The following is a 15,293-nucleotide window of genomic DNA, read 5'->3' as shown; positions in this document are numbered from 1 at the left end:
AGAGAAGGTGAAACCATGGCAAATCAGAAAGTCGTCTTTTTCGATATCGATGGAACCTTACTTCACGATGGTCATTTTGTTCCCGAGTCGACCAAACAGGCAATTAAACAATTACAAGCGAATGGTGTTTATGTAGCCATCGCGACCGGGCGTGGTCCGGCGATGTTATCCGGTGTGCGCGAACTGCTCAACATCGATACGATCATTGGTTACAATGGTCAAATCGTCGTTCATCAAAACGAAGTCATTTACAGACGTCCGCAACCGATTGCAGATCTCAAGCATTTGACCGCTCGAGCACATAAAAATGGTCATACACTTGTCTATTTAGGTGAAACACAAGGCTTTTCAACCAAGCCATCAGATCAGTTAGTCCAAGAATCACTTGGTGAACTGGATATTCCATTGCCGGTCTTTAATGATCAGGCGTTTACGACACATGACGTCTTCCAAACGCTTGTCTATTGTACCGCCGAAGAAGAAGCCGAGTACACTCAAAATTACCAAGCCTTCGACTTCATCCGCTGGCATCCGAATGCGATGGATGTCATCAATGTCGGTTCATCAAAAGCGGATGGCATCAAACAATTCCTGAAGCTGACGAATATCCGGCGCGAAGATACGTTTGCATTCGGAGACGCGTTGAATGATTTAGAAATGTTACGTTATGTCGGAACCGGTATCGCGATGGGAAATGGTCTTGCTGAAACAAAAGCAGCCGCTGATTTCGTCACCAAACACATTCTAGAAGACGGCATCGAACACGGTCTGAAAGAATTCCAACTCATTTAATTTAGTACCCAAAAGGCCGAGGGAATGACTCCTCAGCCTTTTTAGATATTAATTTTTCACTTTATGGATGGCGCGTTCCAAACGATCCAAGTCATCATTTTCGCCAATGACGACAAGATAATCCCCTTTTTCAATCAATTCATCTGCTTGTAATGAAATCATGACGGTTTCGCCCCGCTTGATCGCGACGACGTTTGCACCGTACTTACTACGTAAGTCCAGGTCGATCAATGTTTGATTTGCCATCCGATCACTGACTTTGATTTCGACGATCGAGAATTCTTGTGACAAATCGAGATAATCTAAAATATTCGAACTCATCAATCCATTCGCAATCCGGACCCCCATATCCCGTTCAGGGTGAACGATGAAGTCGGCCCCAATCTTTCGTAATACCTTTTCATGATAATCATTCGTCGCCTTCACGGTAATCGATTGGACACCAAGTTCTTTTAAAATTAAAGTCGTCAAAATCGACGCTTGAATGTTTTCACCAATCGCAACGATGACATGGTCAAAATTGCGAATCCCAAGGCTCTTTAAGACGTTCTCATCCGTCGTATCCGCAATGACAGAATGCGTCGCAATCCCCATATATTCGTTGACCCGTTCTTCATCCGAATCAATCGCTAAAACGTCATATCCATTTTTTGATAGTTCCCGGACAATCGAACCTCCGAACCGACCTAAACCAATTACTGCGAACTCTCCATTCATGTTCAACTCTCCTTCACAATTCTGCTTCAGTAGTAGTGTACCCGATTCACTTCTAAATTACTATGAACGCTTTTATAATGCGGTTTTCAGTTTTTAATCCTTGAAATGAACGACAAATCCGCTCAAAAAAAGGGACTGACTTTCGAGTCAGCCCCGGATTTGTTAAGAAATATACATTTCACTTATTTTGCTTTTTTCCCACTGACATAATCATTATCAAACAGGAACAACCGTAAGATCAAATACAATGCAGGAATCAATAACATCAATCCGAAGATAAAGACGACAACAAGTGCCGTTGCCATCGTTTCGTTAACGACCGCTTTATTGATGTCGATGTATGGATAAAGAATGTAAGGAAGGTGTGTATATCCGTATCCGAACCAGGCAACGCCATACTGAGCCATAACAGCGATAAAGGCGATACCATAGTTTTTCTTCAGGTAAACAAGTGTGACCGCGACGCAGAAGAATAGGAAACTTGCTGCGAACCACCACCAATTGCCGTTTAAGATGTTTTCATAATGCCACGCCGCCTGATTTTTTAGACCAAAGAAGACTAACGCACAGACAACAATCGTTGGAATACTCCAGAACAATGCCCATTTACGAATCAATGGTGTTGCATTCTCGTCCTTTGCTTTATCCGCATAGAACAACAGGAACATCGCACTGATATAGAGGACGGATACGATTGCAAGCGCGACGACCGTCCAAGAATAGAAGTTTGTGAACAGCTTCGTCCCAAGGAATTCGACTGTCTCATTCGTTTTACGAATGAATCCACCTTGACTGATTGTCAATGTCGTGGACATCGCTGCCGGAATCAATAGTCCTGTTGCTCCATATAAGAAAGTATAGAACATGCTGTCATTTGAGCCGTAGTTGGCAAATGCGTAAAAGCTACCGCGAATCGCAATTAATACTAAGACGATTGAGGCTGGAACGAGTAAAGCTGTCCCGTAATAATAAGCCGTATCCGGAAAGAATCCGACGAGTCCGACGAAGAAGAAGACGAAGAAGACGTTCGTCACTTCCCAGACCGGCGAAAGATAACGGAGAATCAAACGGTTCGTCAGATGATCCCGTTTCGTATATTTTGAATAAAACGCGTAAAAACCGGCACCGAAGTCAATTGAGGCAACGATGAGATATCCATAAAGGAACGTCCAAAGTACGGTTATTCCAAGTGTTTGAATGTCCAACTCGTTCCCTCCTTATTTATTGTCGTCTGCAAACATCGCTTCACCACGTGAATGATGATCATCTGCGAGTTCTTTGCCGACAGGGTTATTTTTAAACATCCGGAGCAAGACGACTGTACAAATCGTTCCGAGCAACAGATAAAGTAAACTGAACAAAATCAACATCGGTCCGACAGCGGTCGAAGTGGTAGCCGCATCAGCCGTTCTCATAATACCATAGAGCGTCCACGGTTGACGTCCGATTTCCGCATACATCCATCCCGCTTCGATCGAAACGATGGCGAGCGGTCCACCGATGAAAATACCGCGCAGTAACCACTTATTGTACGGATTCAACTTTTTGAGTCGGAATGCCAAGATGAACAAGGCTGAAATCGCAGCCAGGTACATACCGATCGATACCATGATATCGAAGAAATAGTGGACAAACAGAGGTGCCTGATCCTCTTTGGCGAATTCATTTAACCCGATGACTTCTGTATCCGGTGCTCCCCCTGCGAGAATGGATAAAGCATACGGAATCTTGACGGCACCTTTGATTTCATAACTGCCGTCCGCCTGTTCATCCAAGATTCCACCGAAAATCAACTCGGCTTCACTTGTCGTTTCAAAATGCCATTCTGCTGCTGCTAATTTTTCCGGTTGGTATTTCGCCAGGTATTTCCCGGAGAAGTCTCCAACTAAAGCTGTTGAGAAAGCAAAGATTAATCCGGCCATGACAGTTAAGCGAAGGGCTTTTTTATGATATGCCGTTTCTGCTGCCGACAAAGTTTTCTTCCGTAACAGATGGAAGGCCGCAATCGCTGCCAAGATGAAGGCAACCGTCAAGTAAGCGGATACGATGACGTGCGTTGCTTTTGTTGGTGTCGCCGTATTAAACATCGCTTTCAACGGTTCGATTTGCGTGAGTGTCCCGTTGACGATTTTAAATCCTTCTGGTGAGTTCATGAAAGAGTTGACCGTCGTGATGAAGAAGGCAGATAATGTCGCTCCAATGACGACTGGAATCCCGATCAACCAATGCAGCCATGGATTTTTAAATCGATCCCATGTGTACAGGTAAATTCCGAGGAAAATCGCTTCAAAGAAAAAGGCGAAAGTTTCCATAAATAACGGTAATGCGATCGTTTGACCAGCTACTTGCATCAATGATGGCCATAAAAGCGACAATTGTAACCCAATCGCTGTTCCTGTTACGACACCTACCGCTACGGTTACGATATAACCACGCGTCCAGCGTCGAGCTAGAAGAATATAGTCTGAATCTTTTCGTTTAATTCCGATGTACTCAGCTGCGAGTACCATCAATGGAACCCCTACCCCAATCGTCGCAAAGATGATGTGGAATGCTAATGTGAGCCCTGTCAATAATCGACTGAGCATGACTGGATCATTGAACATGTGTATAGCCCCCTCTTTCTAGACGTACTTCTATATATTGTTTATATCCGTATCATAGAGAACATAATCATTTGTGTCTGTTTTAAATGTTTGATGTAACAAATTGTTCACATATACTCGTGATTTATTTCACAAAACGTTCGAAAACTGTTCTCTTCTATAAAATGAAAGCCCTTTATCCATTTTTCCATGAATAAAGGGCCGATTGTCACGTCTTTTGTTTAGACGTATTCGCGGAAATAATGATCGAGTAAATTAATGACGAAGGGAATGGCATCTTCATCTGGATTCAAGGTCGGTTGGTGTAATCCAGACGTTGCATTATTCACACCAAGCCAAAACATCATGCCAGGAATTTCTTTTAACATGAAGCCAAAATCTTCGCCTGTCATTGCAGCATCGCACTCAATATAATTCGCATTCATTTTGACGAAAGACGAAAATTTATCGACGACTCGTTGATCGTTAACGACTTCATAATACCGATTCCCGAACTGCAAATCGATTTTTACACCGAATGAAGCTTCGATGCCGCGTACGATATCCCGCACACGTTGCTCTAATTTTTCCATGTCTGTTCCGTTAAGCGCCCGCATCGTTCCGTCGAGTAGCGCCCGACCGGCAATGACATTCTCCCGGATTCCCGCTTCCACTTTTCCGATTGTAATGACACTGCAGTTCATTGGATTGATTGAACGACTGACAATCGTCTGAAGCTGCATGATCAATGCCGCCTGGGCAACAACCGTATCAATCGTCAAATGCGGAAAGGCCGCATGACCGCTCTGTCCATAAATCGTGATATGAACTTCCCGGGCACTCGCAAACAAGACACCTGGCCGGCTTGCAATCGTCCCGACCGGATATTCCGGCGCGACATGCAGACCATACATCTCGCTTGGACGATACTTTTCAAACAGCGGGCTTTTAATCATCGGTTCTGCCCCACCCGGTCCTTCTTCAGCCGGTTGGAACAGGAAGACGACATCATCCATGACAGGCAATTCGACAATCCTGCGTAACAGACCTAAGGCGATCGATGCGTGAACATCATGACCACAGGCGTGCATGAAGCCGGGATGCTCAGAACCAAACGGCAACCCCGTTGCTTCTTCGATCGGTAATCCGTCGATGTCTGCCCGATATCCAATCGTCCGGTTCCCGGTTAAGCCTTTCACGCGGACAAATACTCCTGTTTCGAATGTATCATAACTTACCCGTTCTTCCGGGTATGACCGGATTTGATCAAGAATAAAAGCTTGCGTTTTAAACTCCTTAAATCCCGGCTCCGGTATTTTATGAAGCTCTCGGCGCATTTCAATTGCGTATTCCATCTGACTGACTTCCTCCTTCTTCTTTGACGATGTCCCAAAACGCTTGGACTTGTTTTAATTCAAGCATCGACTCTGTCGATAGAATCCATGTGTCCCGCTTTAAAATTTTTCCGGATGATGTTTTGAGTGGAATCTGCATCACTTCGCTCGCTTCATGAATCGTTGATTCGGGTAAGATGGCAAAACCAATCCCGTGAAGCGCCATCTGTTTACACGTCTCAATCTGATCAACGACGAGCGTTCGAGCCGGTGGACTCGAAAAGCGATCCTGCCACCATTCTAAAATCTCTTGATAGTACGTCGAGTCACTTTTGAATTGGATGAAAGGACGTTCTGTCTTCCGAAGCTGCTCGAGTGACGTCAGTTCACTGTCCACGAGATACAACGGATCGGAGAACAGCCGTTCCTTCACGCCTTTCCAATCGGGATTTCCACGGATGATACCGATATGAAAATGTTCTTCCAGCATATGCCGCATCATTTCACTCGACCACCCTGTGACCAATTGGACACGGACGTGCGGATACCGTTCGACAAACCGTTTCAGGACACGGGGAAGCCAATATTGCCCCATAATGGACGCGACAGCAATCCGAAGTGTACCGTAAACTGCTCCTTCTTCTGCCGTTAACTCACTTTTCAGTTCCAGTTCTTTTCGGTTCATTTCTTTGGCGAGTCCGATGACCTTTTCACCTTGCGGAGTGATACTCAGTCCACGTGATGAACGAATGAACAGCTTTGTTGCCCAGCGCCGCTCGATTGCGACCAAACGTTGGCTGAGAGCAGGTTGCGAGACAAAAAGACGTTCTGCTGCCCGTCTCATGTTCAATTCTTCTGATAACGTAATCAACATTTCCATTTCCGACACTTGCAATGTATGATTCGACTCCTCATGATATAAGATGGCATTAGTTTAACACGTTAGAGAGGAAGGTACATATGTCACGGTATCATTTTATGTTGATCGTCTCAACGGTCGCTACTTTAGGCAGTCTGTATTTCAGTGAGATTCGTGGATTCATCCCTTGTCCGTTATGCTGGTGGCAACGTCTGTTCATGTATACGACCGCCATCTATTTGCTCGTATCCTTATTCCGTAATCGTCCGGTCGATGGATTTTTTCTTCGATTATATACGTTACTCGGGTTTGCAGTCGCAGCCTATCACGTCGTACTCGAGCGCTTACCGGACGGAGAAGCACTCTGCACGAACGGTTGCCTCATCAAGTGGGTCAATTATTTTGGTTTCCTGACGATTCCGATGATGAGTCTGATTGCGTTCACCTTATTGGTCATCCTTGCCTTTTATCCGAAACAAAAAAACGCTCAATGAGCGTTTTTTTTATTTCCATGCCATCGCTACATTCAACGCGCTCGAAAAGGACAATTCGGATAACTGGCCTTCTCCTTCACACCAATCTCCCACAAACGCGAGTGTCCCATCCTCTTCGCCCTGCATAAAACTAGGTAATCCGCTTTGTCCCATCTTCCATTTGATTTCTTGGACGATGGCGCGCTTCATCGTCCGTTCAACGACCAAACGTTCCTGCCATTCCGGATAATGTTGATCAAGAAGTCGATGAATGTGTTTGACTTTTTCCGCCAAATAATCTGGATTTCCGACTTCCTGATGCGCAAGATATGCAACGACTTGTAAGACCTGACCATTTTTTGGTGCGATACTCGGATCATAATGAGATAAATCAGTTACGAACAGTTGATGGGTGCGATCGTAAACGTATGAGAACGGTGTCTTGAGATATGGACTGATTCCGATATCGTAGACGAGAACTTCCACCGGTTCATATTGGGCAAAAGGTTCGATAAAGGATTGGACAGAAGCAGGCAATGCGAGTTTTCGCATATCACGGGGCGGAAGCGCCAAGACAACCCGGTCAACAGTCCATTCCGTTTTTTTTCGATCACGCAACCGGTACCCTTGTTCCTTTTCTTCAATCGCTGTGATTTTGGTTTTCCGATGAATCATCCCTCCCTGCTCCTGCAGGACACGTTCCAACTCATCGATCAGAACTTGCCATCCGCCGGCGATATACGAAACCGGTTTTCGTGTCCGAAAGAGTTTACGGTAATAGTCAAAATAGACGACTGACGGAATGTTTTCAGGTTCGGTCGTAAAGAAATTACTGGAGGCCAAATCAAGCATCAGGCGGGACACATCTTCCTCGACTTTTTCTTGGACCAACCATTGACCAATCGACAACTCCGGCACTCCCTTTTCAAGACGGAGAACCGTTTTCACAACTTCCCATGTAAAACGAAGTTTATCCGCTCCTCCAATCACTTCTGTTTTTAAGAGACCAATTGCATTGGCCGGAGCAGCAGTTAAATGACCGGAAAATTCATATTTTGCTTTCGTCGAAGAAAAGTCCAGCCAGGTAATCTCTAATTTCAAACTTTTAATGATCGTCTTTAGCACGGAATGATCCCGTCCATATACTGCATGCGCCCCGTAGTTAAACGTATACCCTTTGATGATTTGTGAGGTCGCTCTTCCGCCTAACATCGCTGCATCATACAGCTGAACACGTTTCCCTTGTTTCGCAAGCAAGGCCGCGGCTGATAATCCCGCTAGTCCACCGCCGATGACTGCTATCGATTCCATGCCCTTACCTCCCGTCCGACTCTCTTCATGATTTGTTCTGGTTCTTTTCCCGATTTTTAGACAAAAAAAACGACAGCTGTTTTAGCTGTCGCCTGCAAAAGATTGTTTATTTCCACCAAGTATCCAGTGGTGAGACCGGCATATGGTGTTTATGTCCCACCCGTTTGTACTGACCTTCCAGTTTAGCCTGGCTTTCATCGGAAATCGTTTTACCTTCTAAATAATCATCAATTTCATTGTATGTCATGCCTAGAGCTTGTTCGTCTGGTAACCCCGGTTGGTTGTCTTCTAAGTCGGCTGTCGGAACCTTTTCAATCAATCCTTCAGGTGCCTGTAATTCGCGCAATAATTGTTTTCCTTGACGCTTATTCAGTCCGGTCAACGGCGTTAAATCACACGCTCCGTCGCCGTGTTTCGTGTAAAAACCGGTTACGAATTCAGCTGCATGATCTGTTCCCACGACTAAACAACCGTAGTGGGCTGCTATATCATACTGCACCTTCATTCGTTCCCGTGCTTTTGTATTCCCTTTACTAAAATCGGACAATACGCCTCCCGTTGCTTGTTCAAAAGAAGCCATGGAAGCAGCAACTGCCGGCTTGATGTCCACGCGTAAAGCATGATCCGGACGGATGAATGACAGGGCAAGCTGGGCATCTGATTCGTCTTGTTGTTGACCGTATGGTAGTCGAACAGCATAAAACTGATACTCTCGATTTGTCTCACTGCGTAACTCTTCGACAGCGAGTTGACAGAGACGACCGGCTAATGATGAGTCTTGTCCTCCTGAAATACCAAGAACAAGTCCTTTTGCTCCTGTATGCACAAGATAGTCTTTTAAAAATTGAACTCGTTGTTTGATTTCTTCTTCAGCGACGATGACTGGCTTGACCCCAGTCACTTGAATGATCTCCTGTTGCATAAAACCGTCACACTCCTTCAGCTTTTTATCATTGTTTAATTCGAGATTTCACTTTGAGCTTTCCTGTTGGAAGCCGAGGCTCCCTTTACCTGACGGATGGTCATCGCCTCAACTTGAGCCGGTTGACTGGAAGCTGGAAGCTCGATTTTTACTTCGTAACGTTTTGTCTCCAATCCTTTGAACCGCTCTTGTTCGATTGCTTGCGTAAATACCTGCTCTTGCGAAAAAGTATAGAGTACTTTTTGATCCGCATCCTTGATTTTTAATTCGAATCGCTGGGATGTCGGGAATGTCAGGGTCAACGCTTGTTCATTTGGATTTTTTAATTTTACGACAGCTAAGACGACGTTTGGTTCTAATTGTTTTCCGGACACCTTGATTTCAATCGGTTGTTCCGTGTCATCTCCTTGCGTCGTCGATTTCTTTTGTTCCTGCTGGTTACATCCAGCCAACATCAAGGTCAGTACACATAAACAGGATAACCGGATGATCCATTTCAAAACAACGCCCCCTCTCTTCTCTCCTGTCAATTTTAGCACAAAAAAGAGACAGGATAAGGTTCTCCCTCATCCTGCCTCTTTGATTCATCGATTAAGCAACCGGAATGGTCACTGTCATTTTTGATGTAGAAAACAATTGTTCAATCCCCGTCACGAACAATTCATCACAAATGGCATCCGTTGCCGTTGCAGGTGCCACAAGCGTAATTGTGCGGCTATCCATTGTTTCAATCGTTACGAACACACCTGAAGCCGTACGTTCTTTGTATCCTACTGCCAGATCTGTTTCAGCAAAAAGTATCATATCCCCGAATCTCCTTTGTTATGTCAGATGTCAGTCAAACCAGAATAGCTGTTTGAAATCGAATCAGTTATTGTGATTTCACTTTATCAAAACAGGAAAAACATCGGAAAATTCTCGTTCGACATTTCGTGTCAAAACTTTATACCAAAAAATACAACCATTTATTGGAATGTCAAAATAGTTGGTTCATACACCTTTAAAATGGCGTTTTATCAACACATTTCAAAACCATTTCAAAATCATTACAAGATAATATTCATATTTTCCCATATACCTTAGTTAGAAGGGAAAATATACCTAGACAACTTAGTTGTTATTTTGTCGAATGGTTCTTCACACACTGTTATTTTGAGGTTCTTATGAACTTTCACCTGACATTCGATTCATTTGTTGCCAAACCGTACCTAGTGCTTCTTCCCCACTTTCGATCCGCGCCAATGCAAGTTCCGCTTGAAGTGCGACTTCATATTCCTTATCCTGCACGGCTTCCTTTAAACGTGGAATCGATTGTTCCGTTCCGACATCAAATAAAAAGCGGGCAGCCCGCCAACGGACCAATTTATTTTTATCCGTTAACGCTTCAATCATCATTACTTCCGCCTCTGGCAAGGCCCAGTCGGAAATCGTATCTCCAGCCGTTCGCCGGACACTGCTTGACGGATCGTGTAACGCATTTGTTATATAATCCAACAGTTCCAATCGGTTTTCTTCGAACATTCCGAGTTTGACTACGGCCTGTCTTCTGATTTGCATCTTTTCATCTTGAAGCATTTTCGCATATGCCGGAATCCAGTTCAATTCAATCGGTAATTCATCAAGAGCTGCGAAACGCTGTTTCCAATCTGACGAAGTTAACGCTTGTCCGTCAAATGTGACTTCTTCCCCAGAAGCGATGGTTTTTAAGCGATCAATCCGCTCTGTTGGATACGCGACTTCGATTTCTTGAGCCACTTCTGCCAAACTTTCATCTAAATCTCCATAACGTGGTGCTTGCTCGACCCATCGGCGATCACTGATGACATTTTTAACATAGGGTTGGACGAATAACGCGGCTTCCCGGAACCGGTCAGGTAATCCGTGACGTTTTTCTTCTAATCCTTTGACTCCTTTTAGTTGCATTGGTACACCTAAAATGAATTGAATGAACAGATGAACAGGCTCAAATGCCTCATCCGTCTCATGTTGTTCGACATCGCTGAGCACTTCGCCAAATGACCGGCGAATCTCGATGACTAACGTACGCCAATCATATTTCGGAAACCGTTCAACGGCTAAAAAATCACTGACTTGATAAACCGACTTAATGCCTGGAATCTCTAGTAATTTTGCAACATGATCCGGTGCACCGAATGCATGTTCAAACGTTTGTCCTTTCTCCGAAAACGTTTCATCAACGATGACTTTCATATTATTTGGACTTGGTGTTGGTTCAATTGCTATAATCTTCATCTTTATCCCTCCCATTTTATCATTCAGAAATTCCATGAAAAATGCAACGCATACGCTTTTGTGCATTTTTCGACTATCGATGCAAAAGAAGCAAGAAAGCGCCCACCATGTGGTGAACGCTGATCAGACAGACTGCTCTCAAGATTTTTCCTCTGAGAACACTTCTTCTAAAATCTCACAAAATGCATCCGGTGTCTCAAGCATTCCCATATGACTGCTGTCCGTTGAACGTTTCATAATCCGTTCGTTTTGAGGCGCAAAAGCACTTGCTTCTGAAATTAATGGATCCTTCGTTCCGTGGATAATCACTCCCGGAACATCTGTTTGACTTAAGACCGCTGTCAAATCTCTACGGTCACGCATCGCAGTCAGCGCCCGTATCGCCCCTTCGACAGTCATCATGTAACCAATTTCCTTCGCTTCAGAGACAATCATCGCATCGGTGCCTTCAGCGAATAATCCGGGAACTAATCCGTCAACAAATTCCCGAACACCGATTTCCTGGACCCGGCTGATATTTTGATTTCTTTTTTGTTTGGCTTCGTCCGTATCTGCTTTAGCCGTTGAGTAGACAAGACCAAATCCACTGATTTTTTCCGAATACGTCTCGACAATCGACGAGACGATATAACCGCCAAACGAGTGTCCAATCAGAATGGGCCGTTCGATTCCTCTTCGTTCCAAATCTTCCATCACCCAGGAGGCAAAGTCCTCGATCGTCTCAGGACCGACTGACTGTCCTTCGTGACCAGGAAGGGCGAGCACAAGCACATCAAAAGATAAACGTAGTTTCGCTTCGACTCGATTAAAATAATCCGTTCCTCCGGCAAATCCATGTAGTAACACAAGTGGTTGTTTCGACATTTGACTAGTCATCCTTTCCATTCCGATGCAAGCATTCGGTAGATCGTTAAATCCATAAATCGTCCATGACTGTAAGCATAATCTTCAAGTAATCCTTCTGCTTGAAAACCAAGTTTCTGAACCAGTGCATTGGACGCGATGTTTTCAGGTGCAACAAGAGCACTGATCCGGTGTAAAGCAAAGTCTTCAAATCCGTGTGTCAAGACTGCGCGTGCCGCTTCCGAGGCCACTCCCTGTTGCCAATAGTCTTGGCTGACTTCAAATCCGATTTCCGCCCGGTGATACTGGGTCAACCAATTATGAAATCCGATCGTTCCAATCAGTTGATTCGTTTGTTGATCGGCAATCGCCCATCGAATCGCTTTTCCTTGGGTGAATTGTTCTTTAAAGTAACTGATGACATTTTTTGCTTCATACACCGTGACCAGCGGATCAGAGCCGTAATAATACATGACCTCATCATCCGATAGGATCTTAAATAGATCTCGTGCATCTTTGTTTTCCAATTCTCTCAAGATGAACCGTTCTGTTTTTAGTTCCGGGAATGGTTTTCTTAACCCCCACATGCCCAATCACCTCTTTTTTATATTATGCCCGTTTTCAGAGGGAAATACCCTTTTCGCTTATTAGAAGTTTTGCTACTATTGAAATTATTCATGTCCTGACCACGAAAGGAAGTCGCTTGTTTATGTCCAATTCCCTGCTCTATCTATATGAAGATGCCGAAAACAATCGTTTGACGATGTCCGGCGTCACTTTTGGAGACTTTATCACATCCATTGATTCAAAGAGTCCTCTACTCGTTTCTGGAGCCGCTTTTAAATCTGTCAAACATTCTTCTCGGACCGCCTTTCATTATGTCGAGTCCCATGAAGTAGAACAATTCGTTCAATCAAGTGATGTAGAGCGTTTTCCGCTAAATGCCATCGACATCCGTTCTTCTCATTCTCTCGATATCCTGACAGATGTTGAAATCGCAGAGCTGTTATTTTTAATGCATATGAAACGCGGAATGCCCAGTCCGTTCATGACTGCCGTCGACAATGAATGGGCCTATTTCAGTGAGCACAACGGGACACAAGCAACGGCTTATTTAAAAGATTGGTCAAGTATCGAACAAGTCCTGTCCACATTGATGCAACAAAAAATCCGTCGAGAACTCCGCATCCCGACTGCCTCACCACTTACAGCTGAAATCATCATTAATCTTCGGCAATTGCTGCAAGAAGGAATCTTGATTGATTTCACGCATACACGGCAATCGATGTTCACACGTCAGACGACCATTCCAGTTTATATCGCCGGTCGATATGAAGACATGCATGTATTAAAAGAAGACCTCGAGACCAAAAAGGAATCGATCGTCTTGCGCGGCGAACTGGTTCACCGCAAAAAAAATTGGAGTTTGGAGTTACGGTGATCCCAAGCACATTTAGTACTTGATGACAGGATAGTTTTTTCATATTTTTCAATCGGCAATTTTTGCTCATTTTTTGCTTAATCCTCTATATGACAATATCATTACTGAATCATTTGAATTTTCACATAAATTAAGACTGGTATCTGGTCCAGACTTCGTTATAATGAGGTTAACCTTTTGGAAGTTAGAAGTTGGAACTACTTTTCTTGATGATTTAATTAAGTTTGTATCAACCGAAGGAGGAATTTAGCATGGATCAGTTAAAAGTGAACGGTATCGGTTCATTCACCAAGTTTGCAACGAATGGAAACATCCTGAAATTGAAGGATGCGACGACAGGCGAACTGAAAGTATCTCTGAATGAAGCGAGCTCAATGACTATCTCACCTATTGATGAAGAAACAGGATTATTTATTATCCGTGGTCAGCAACAAGAACCGCTCGTGGAACTGACCCTCCCTCGTCAATCGTGCGAAGTCGTTCACGCTTGGCTCCTCCATAAATTAAGACGACAAAAAAAGAGCCGTTTCATGGCGTCTAGCTAAAACCACCCACTCCTTTACTTTATCAATGCTGCAATGTTCTGCTCACGTAACCGTTAGAGTTCTTCTAACCGGTACGTGGGCTTTTTATTTTCAAACAATGGATACGCATAGTTTAAAATCCGTATAGTTATTAAAAAGCTGCCGTATGAACCAGATGGATTGCCATACTTTTTTAGAGCAATTAGAATCATCCGTCGTCATTTCCCACTGTTTTTCGTCAGTTCATCAATTAGACACGATTCTTTTGATTCTATTCCTGAAAAACAGATTGGCTGGTGATTCCGCTTTCATCGCTATGGTATGATAAAAAAAATGAAACTCTACTGGAGGCGTCGCTTTAATGGATAAGATTGCTTGGATTACCGATAGTATGGCTTTTTTCCCGCCCGGGGAAGCTGAAAAACTCGGAGTCCATGTCGTACCAACAGTCATCATCATCAACGGGGAGCCTTACCGGGAATATGCTGATTTGTCGATTGAACAACTGGATAAAAAAATGCGTGAAAATTCTTCTGTCATCCCGACGACCTCACAACCTTCTTTTGGTGAACTAGTTGAACTTTACGAACGTTTACAGGCAGAGGGCTATGATTATGCCTATGCCGTTCACATCACAAGCGGTTTGAGTGGGACTTATGCCAGCTCTGTCGCCGCGGCAGATGCTGTCGGCTTTAAATTATATGCAATCGACTCTTATACCGGCGCCGCGAATCAACAAAACATGTTGCGTCTTTCAATCGAAATGGCGCAAGCCGGTAAGCAGCCGGAAGAAGTCATGCAGACCTTGGAACAGTTCAAGCATCATTCTCATTTCTATCTGATTATCGGCAACATGGAGACGATGCGCCGAAGTGGACGTGTTTCTAGCAGTCAATTTTTACTGGCCAACATGCTGAACATCAAACCAATCGTTAAGTTTGACGAGGTCGGTAAACTTGTTCCGTTTAAAAAAGTACGTTCCATTAAAAAAGCTTTTCACGAAATGTCATCCGAGATTGCTTCTAAAATCGAACAATTTGGTTTATACAATCGGACGCTTTACATTGGTCATACACTTACGCAATCTTCTGCCGAACAATTACGCGATTTGTTGCAAATCAAGTTGCCGCAGATTTCAATCGAAATTACACAATTCGGACCATCCATTCTGACGCATGCCGGTTCGGAAACGGTTGGTGTGTACTGGTTCGATGATTTGACGATCAATCGATGACTCTC

Annotated in this window: 17 protein-coding genes; 5 read left to right on the top strand and 12 right to left on the bottom strand. The window is 44.1% G+C overall.

The features are described from left to right. The first annotated feature begins 15 nt into the window (after nucleotides 1-15). Nucleotides 16-792, top strand: coding sequence for a Cof-type HAD-IIB family hydrolase (locus tag MUN34_RS03835; RefSeq protein ID WP_026827893.1), 777 nt, complete (start codon nucleotides 16-18; stop codon nucleotides 790-792). Between the two features lie 48 nt (nucleotides 793-840). Here the strand turns inward: MUN34_RS03835 and MUN34_RS03830 are convergent, their stop codons facing one another. From MUN34_RS03830 to MUN34_RS03810, 5 genes are all read right to left on the bottom strand, one after another. Beyond that, on the bottom strand, nucleotides 841-1,509 hold the full coding sequence (locus MUN34_RS03830) for a potassium channel family protein (RefSeq protein WP_026827892.1): 669 nt from the start codon (nucleotides 1,507-1,509) through the stop codon (nucleotides 841-843). A gap of 182 nt (nucleotides 1,510-1,691) precedes the next feature. Next, a complete protein-coding gene (locus MUN34_RS03825; protein WP_012370887.1) occupies nucleotides 1,692-2,714 on the bottom strand; it encodes a cytochrome d ubiquinol oxidase subunit II in 1,023 nt (340 codons plus the stop codon). 12 nt (nucleotides 2,715-2,726) lie between these two features. Beyond that, nucleotides 2,727-4,115, bottom strand: coding sequence for a cytochrome ubiquinol oxidase subunit I (locus MUN34_RS03820; protein WP_247856908.1), 1,389 nt, complete (start codon nucleotides 4,113-4,115; stop codon nucleotides 2,727-2,729). A 221-nt stretch (nucleotides 4,116-4,336) separates the two neighbouring features. Then, nucleotides 4,337-5,449 (bottom strand): N-acetyldiaminopimelate deacetylase, encoded by a 1,113-nt coding sequence (locus MUN34_RS03815; RefSeq protein ID WP_026827890.1) that lies wholly within the window; start codon nucleotides 5,447-5,449, stop codon nucleotides 4,337-4,339. Continuing rightward, nucleotides 5,433-6,323, bottom strand: coding sequence for a LysR family transcriptional regulator (locus tag MUN34_RS03810; protein ID WP_012370890.1), 891 nt, complete (start codon nucleotides 6,321-6,323; stop codon nucleotides 5,433-5,435). Before MUN34_RS03810 ends, MUN34_RS03815 begins: the two co-directional genes overlap by 17 nt. A gap of 65 nt (nucleotides 6,324-6,388) precedes the next feature. Between MUN34_RS03810 and MUN34_RS03805 the strand changes: the two genes are divergently transcribed. Beyond that, nucleotides 6,389-6,781: a disulfide bond formation protein B gene (locus tag MUN34_RS03805; protein WP_026827889.1), complete on the top strand. Its 393-nt coding sequence runs from the start codon at nucleotides 6,389-6,391 to the stop codon at nucleotides 6,779-6,781. A 9-nt stretch (nucleotides 6,782-6,790) separates the two neighbouring features. Here MUN34_RS03805 and MUN34_RS03800 read toward each other — a convergent pair whose 3' ends face one another. From MUN34_RS03800 to MUN34_RS03770, 7 genes are all read right to left on the bottom strand, one after another. Further along, nucleotides 6,791-8,071 (bottom strand): FAD-dependent oxidoreductase, encoded by a 1,281-nt coding sequence (locus MUN34_RS03800; protein ID WP_247856907.1) that lies wholly within the window; start codon nucleotides 8,069-8,071, stop codon nucleotides 6,791-6,793. Nucleotides 8,072-8,177: 106 nt separating this feature from the next. Next, complete coding sequence (gene nadE / locus MUN34_RS03795; protein WP_247856906.1) at nucleotides 8,178-8,993, bottom strand: ammonia-dependent NAD(+) synthetase; 816 nt, start codon at nucleotides 8,991-8,993, stop codon at nucleotides 8,178-8,180. A 35-nt stretch (nucleotides 8,994-9,028) separates the two neighbouring features. Next, nucleotides 9,029-9,493: a BsuPI-related putative proteinase inhibitor gene (locus MUN34_RS03790; RefSeq protein ID WP_026827886.1), complete on the bottom strand. Its 465-nt coding sequence runs from the start codon at nucleotides 9,491-9,493 to the stop codon at nucleotides 9,029-9,031. A gap of 91 nt (nucleotides 9,494-9,584) precedes the next feature. After that, nucleotides 9,585-9,797 (bottom strand): hypothetical protein, encoded by a 213-nt coding sequence (locus MUN34_RS03785; protein WP_026827885.1) that lies wholly within the window; start codon nucleotides 9,795-9,797, stop codon nucleotides 9,585-9,587. Nucleotides 9,798-10,154: 357 nt separating this feature from the next. Then, the gene (locus MUN34_RS03780; protein WP_247856905.1) at nucleotides 10,155-11,246 is read right to left on the bottom strand and encodes a virulence factor; all 1,092 of its coding nucleotides are present in this window, start codon (nucleotides 11,244-11,246) and stop codon (nucleotides 10,155-10,157) included. A 138-nt stretch (nucleotides 11,247-11,384) separates the two neighbouring features. Further along, complete coding sequence (locus tag MUN34_RS03775) at nucleotides 11,385-12,110, bottom strand: alpha/beta fold hydrolase (RefSeq protein ID WP_247856904.1); 726 nt, start codon at nucleotides 12,108-12,110, stop codon at nucleotides 11,385-11,387. Between the two features lie 8 nt (nucleotides 12,111-12,118). Then, nucleotides 12,119-12,676 carry a GNAT family N-acetyltransferase gene (locus MUN34_RS03770; protein WP_012370898.1) on the bottom strand — a complete coding sequence of 186 codons (558 nt, stop codon included), beginning with the start codon at nucleotides 12,674-12,676 and terminating at the stop codon, nucleotides 12,119-12,121. Between the two features lie 122 nt (nucleotides 12,677-12,798). Between MUN34_RS03770 and MUN34_RS03765 the strand changes: the two genes are divergently transcribed. From MUN34_RS03765 to MUN34_RS03755, 3 genes are all read left to right on the top strand, one after another. Next, complete coding sequence (locus MUN34_RS03765) at nucleotides 12,799-13,530, top strand: hypothetical protein (RefSeq protein ID WP_026827882.1); 732 nt, start codon at nucleotides 12,799-12,801, stop codon at nucleotides 13,528-13,530. 251 nt (nucleotides 13,531-13,781) lie between these two features. Continuing rightward, a complete protein-coding gene (locus tag MUN34_RS03760; protein WP_012370900.1) occupies nucleotides 13,782-14,075 on the top strand; it encodes a hypothetical protein in 294 nt (97 codons plus the stop codon). Between the two features lie 340 nt (nucleotides 14,076-14,415). Continuing rightward, nucleotides 14,416-15,288 carry a DegV family protein gene (locus MUN34_RS03755; RefSeq protein WP_247856903.1) on the top strand — a complete coding sequence of 291 codons (873 nt, stop codon included), beginning with the start codon at nucleotides 14,416-14,418 and terminating at the stop codon, nucleotides 15,286-15,288. Nucleotides 15,289-15,293: the final 5 nt, after the last annotated feature.

Origin of the sequence: Exiguobacterium sp. 17-1 (assembly GCF_023096305.1) — a bacterium.
In the GTDB taxonomy this organism is placed as follows: Bacteria; Bacillota; Bacilli; order Exiguobacteriales; family Exiguobacteriaceae; genus Exiguobacterium_A; species Exiguobacterium_A sibiricum_A.
The sequence above is the reverse complement of the archived record's forward strand: the minus strand, read 5'-3'. Positions and strand labels throughout refer to the sequence as shown.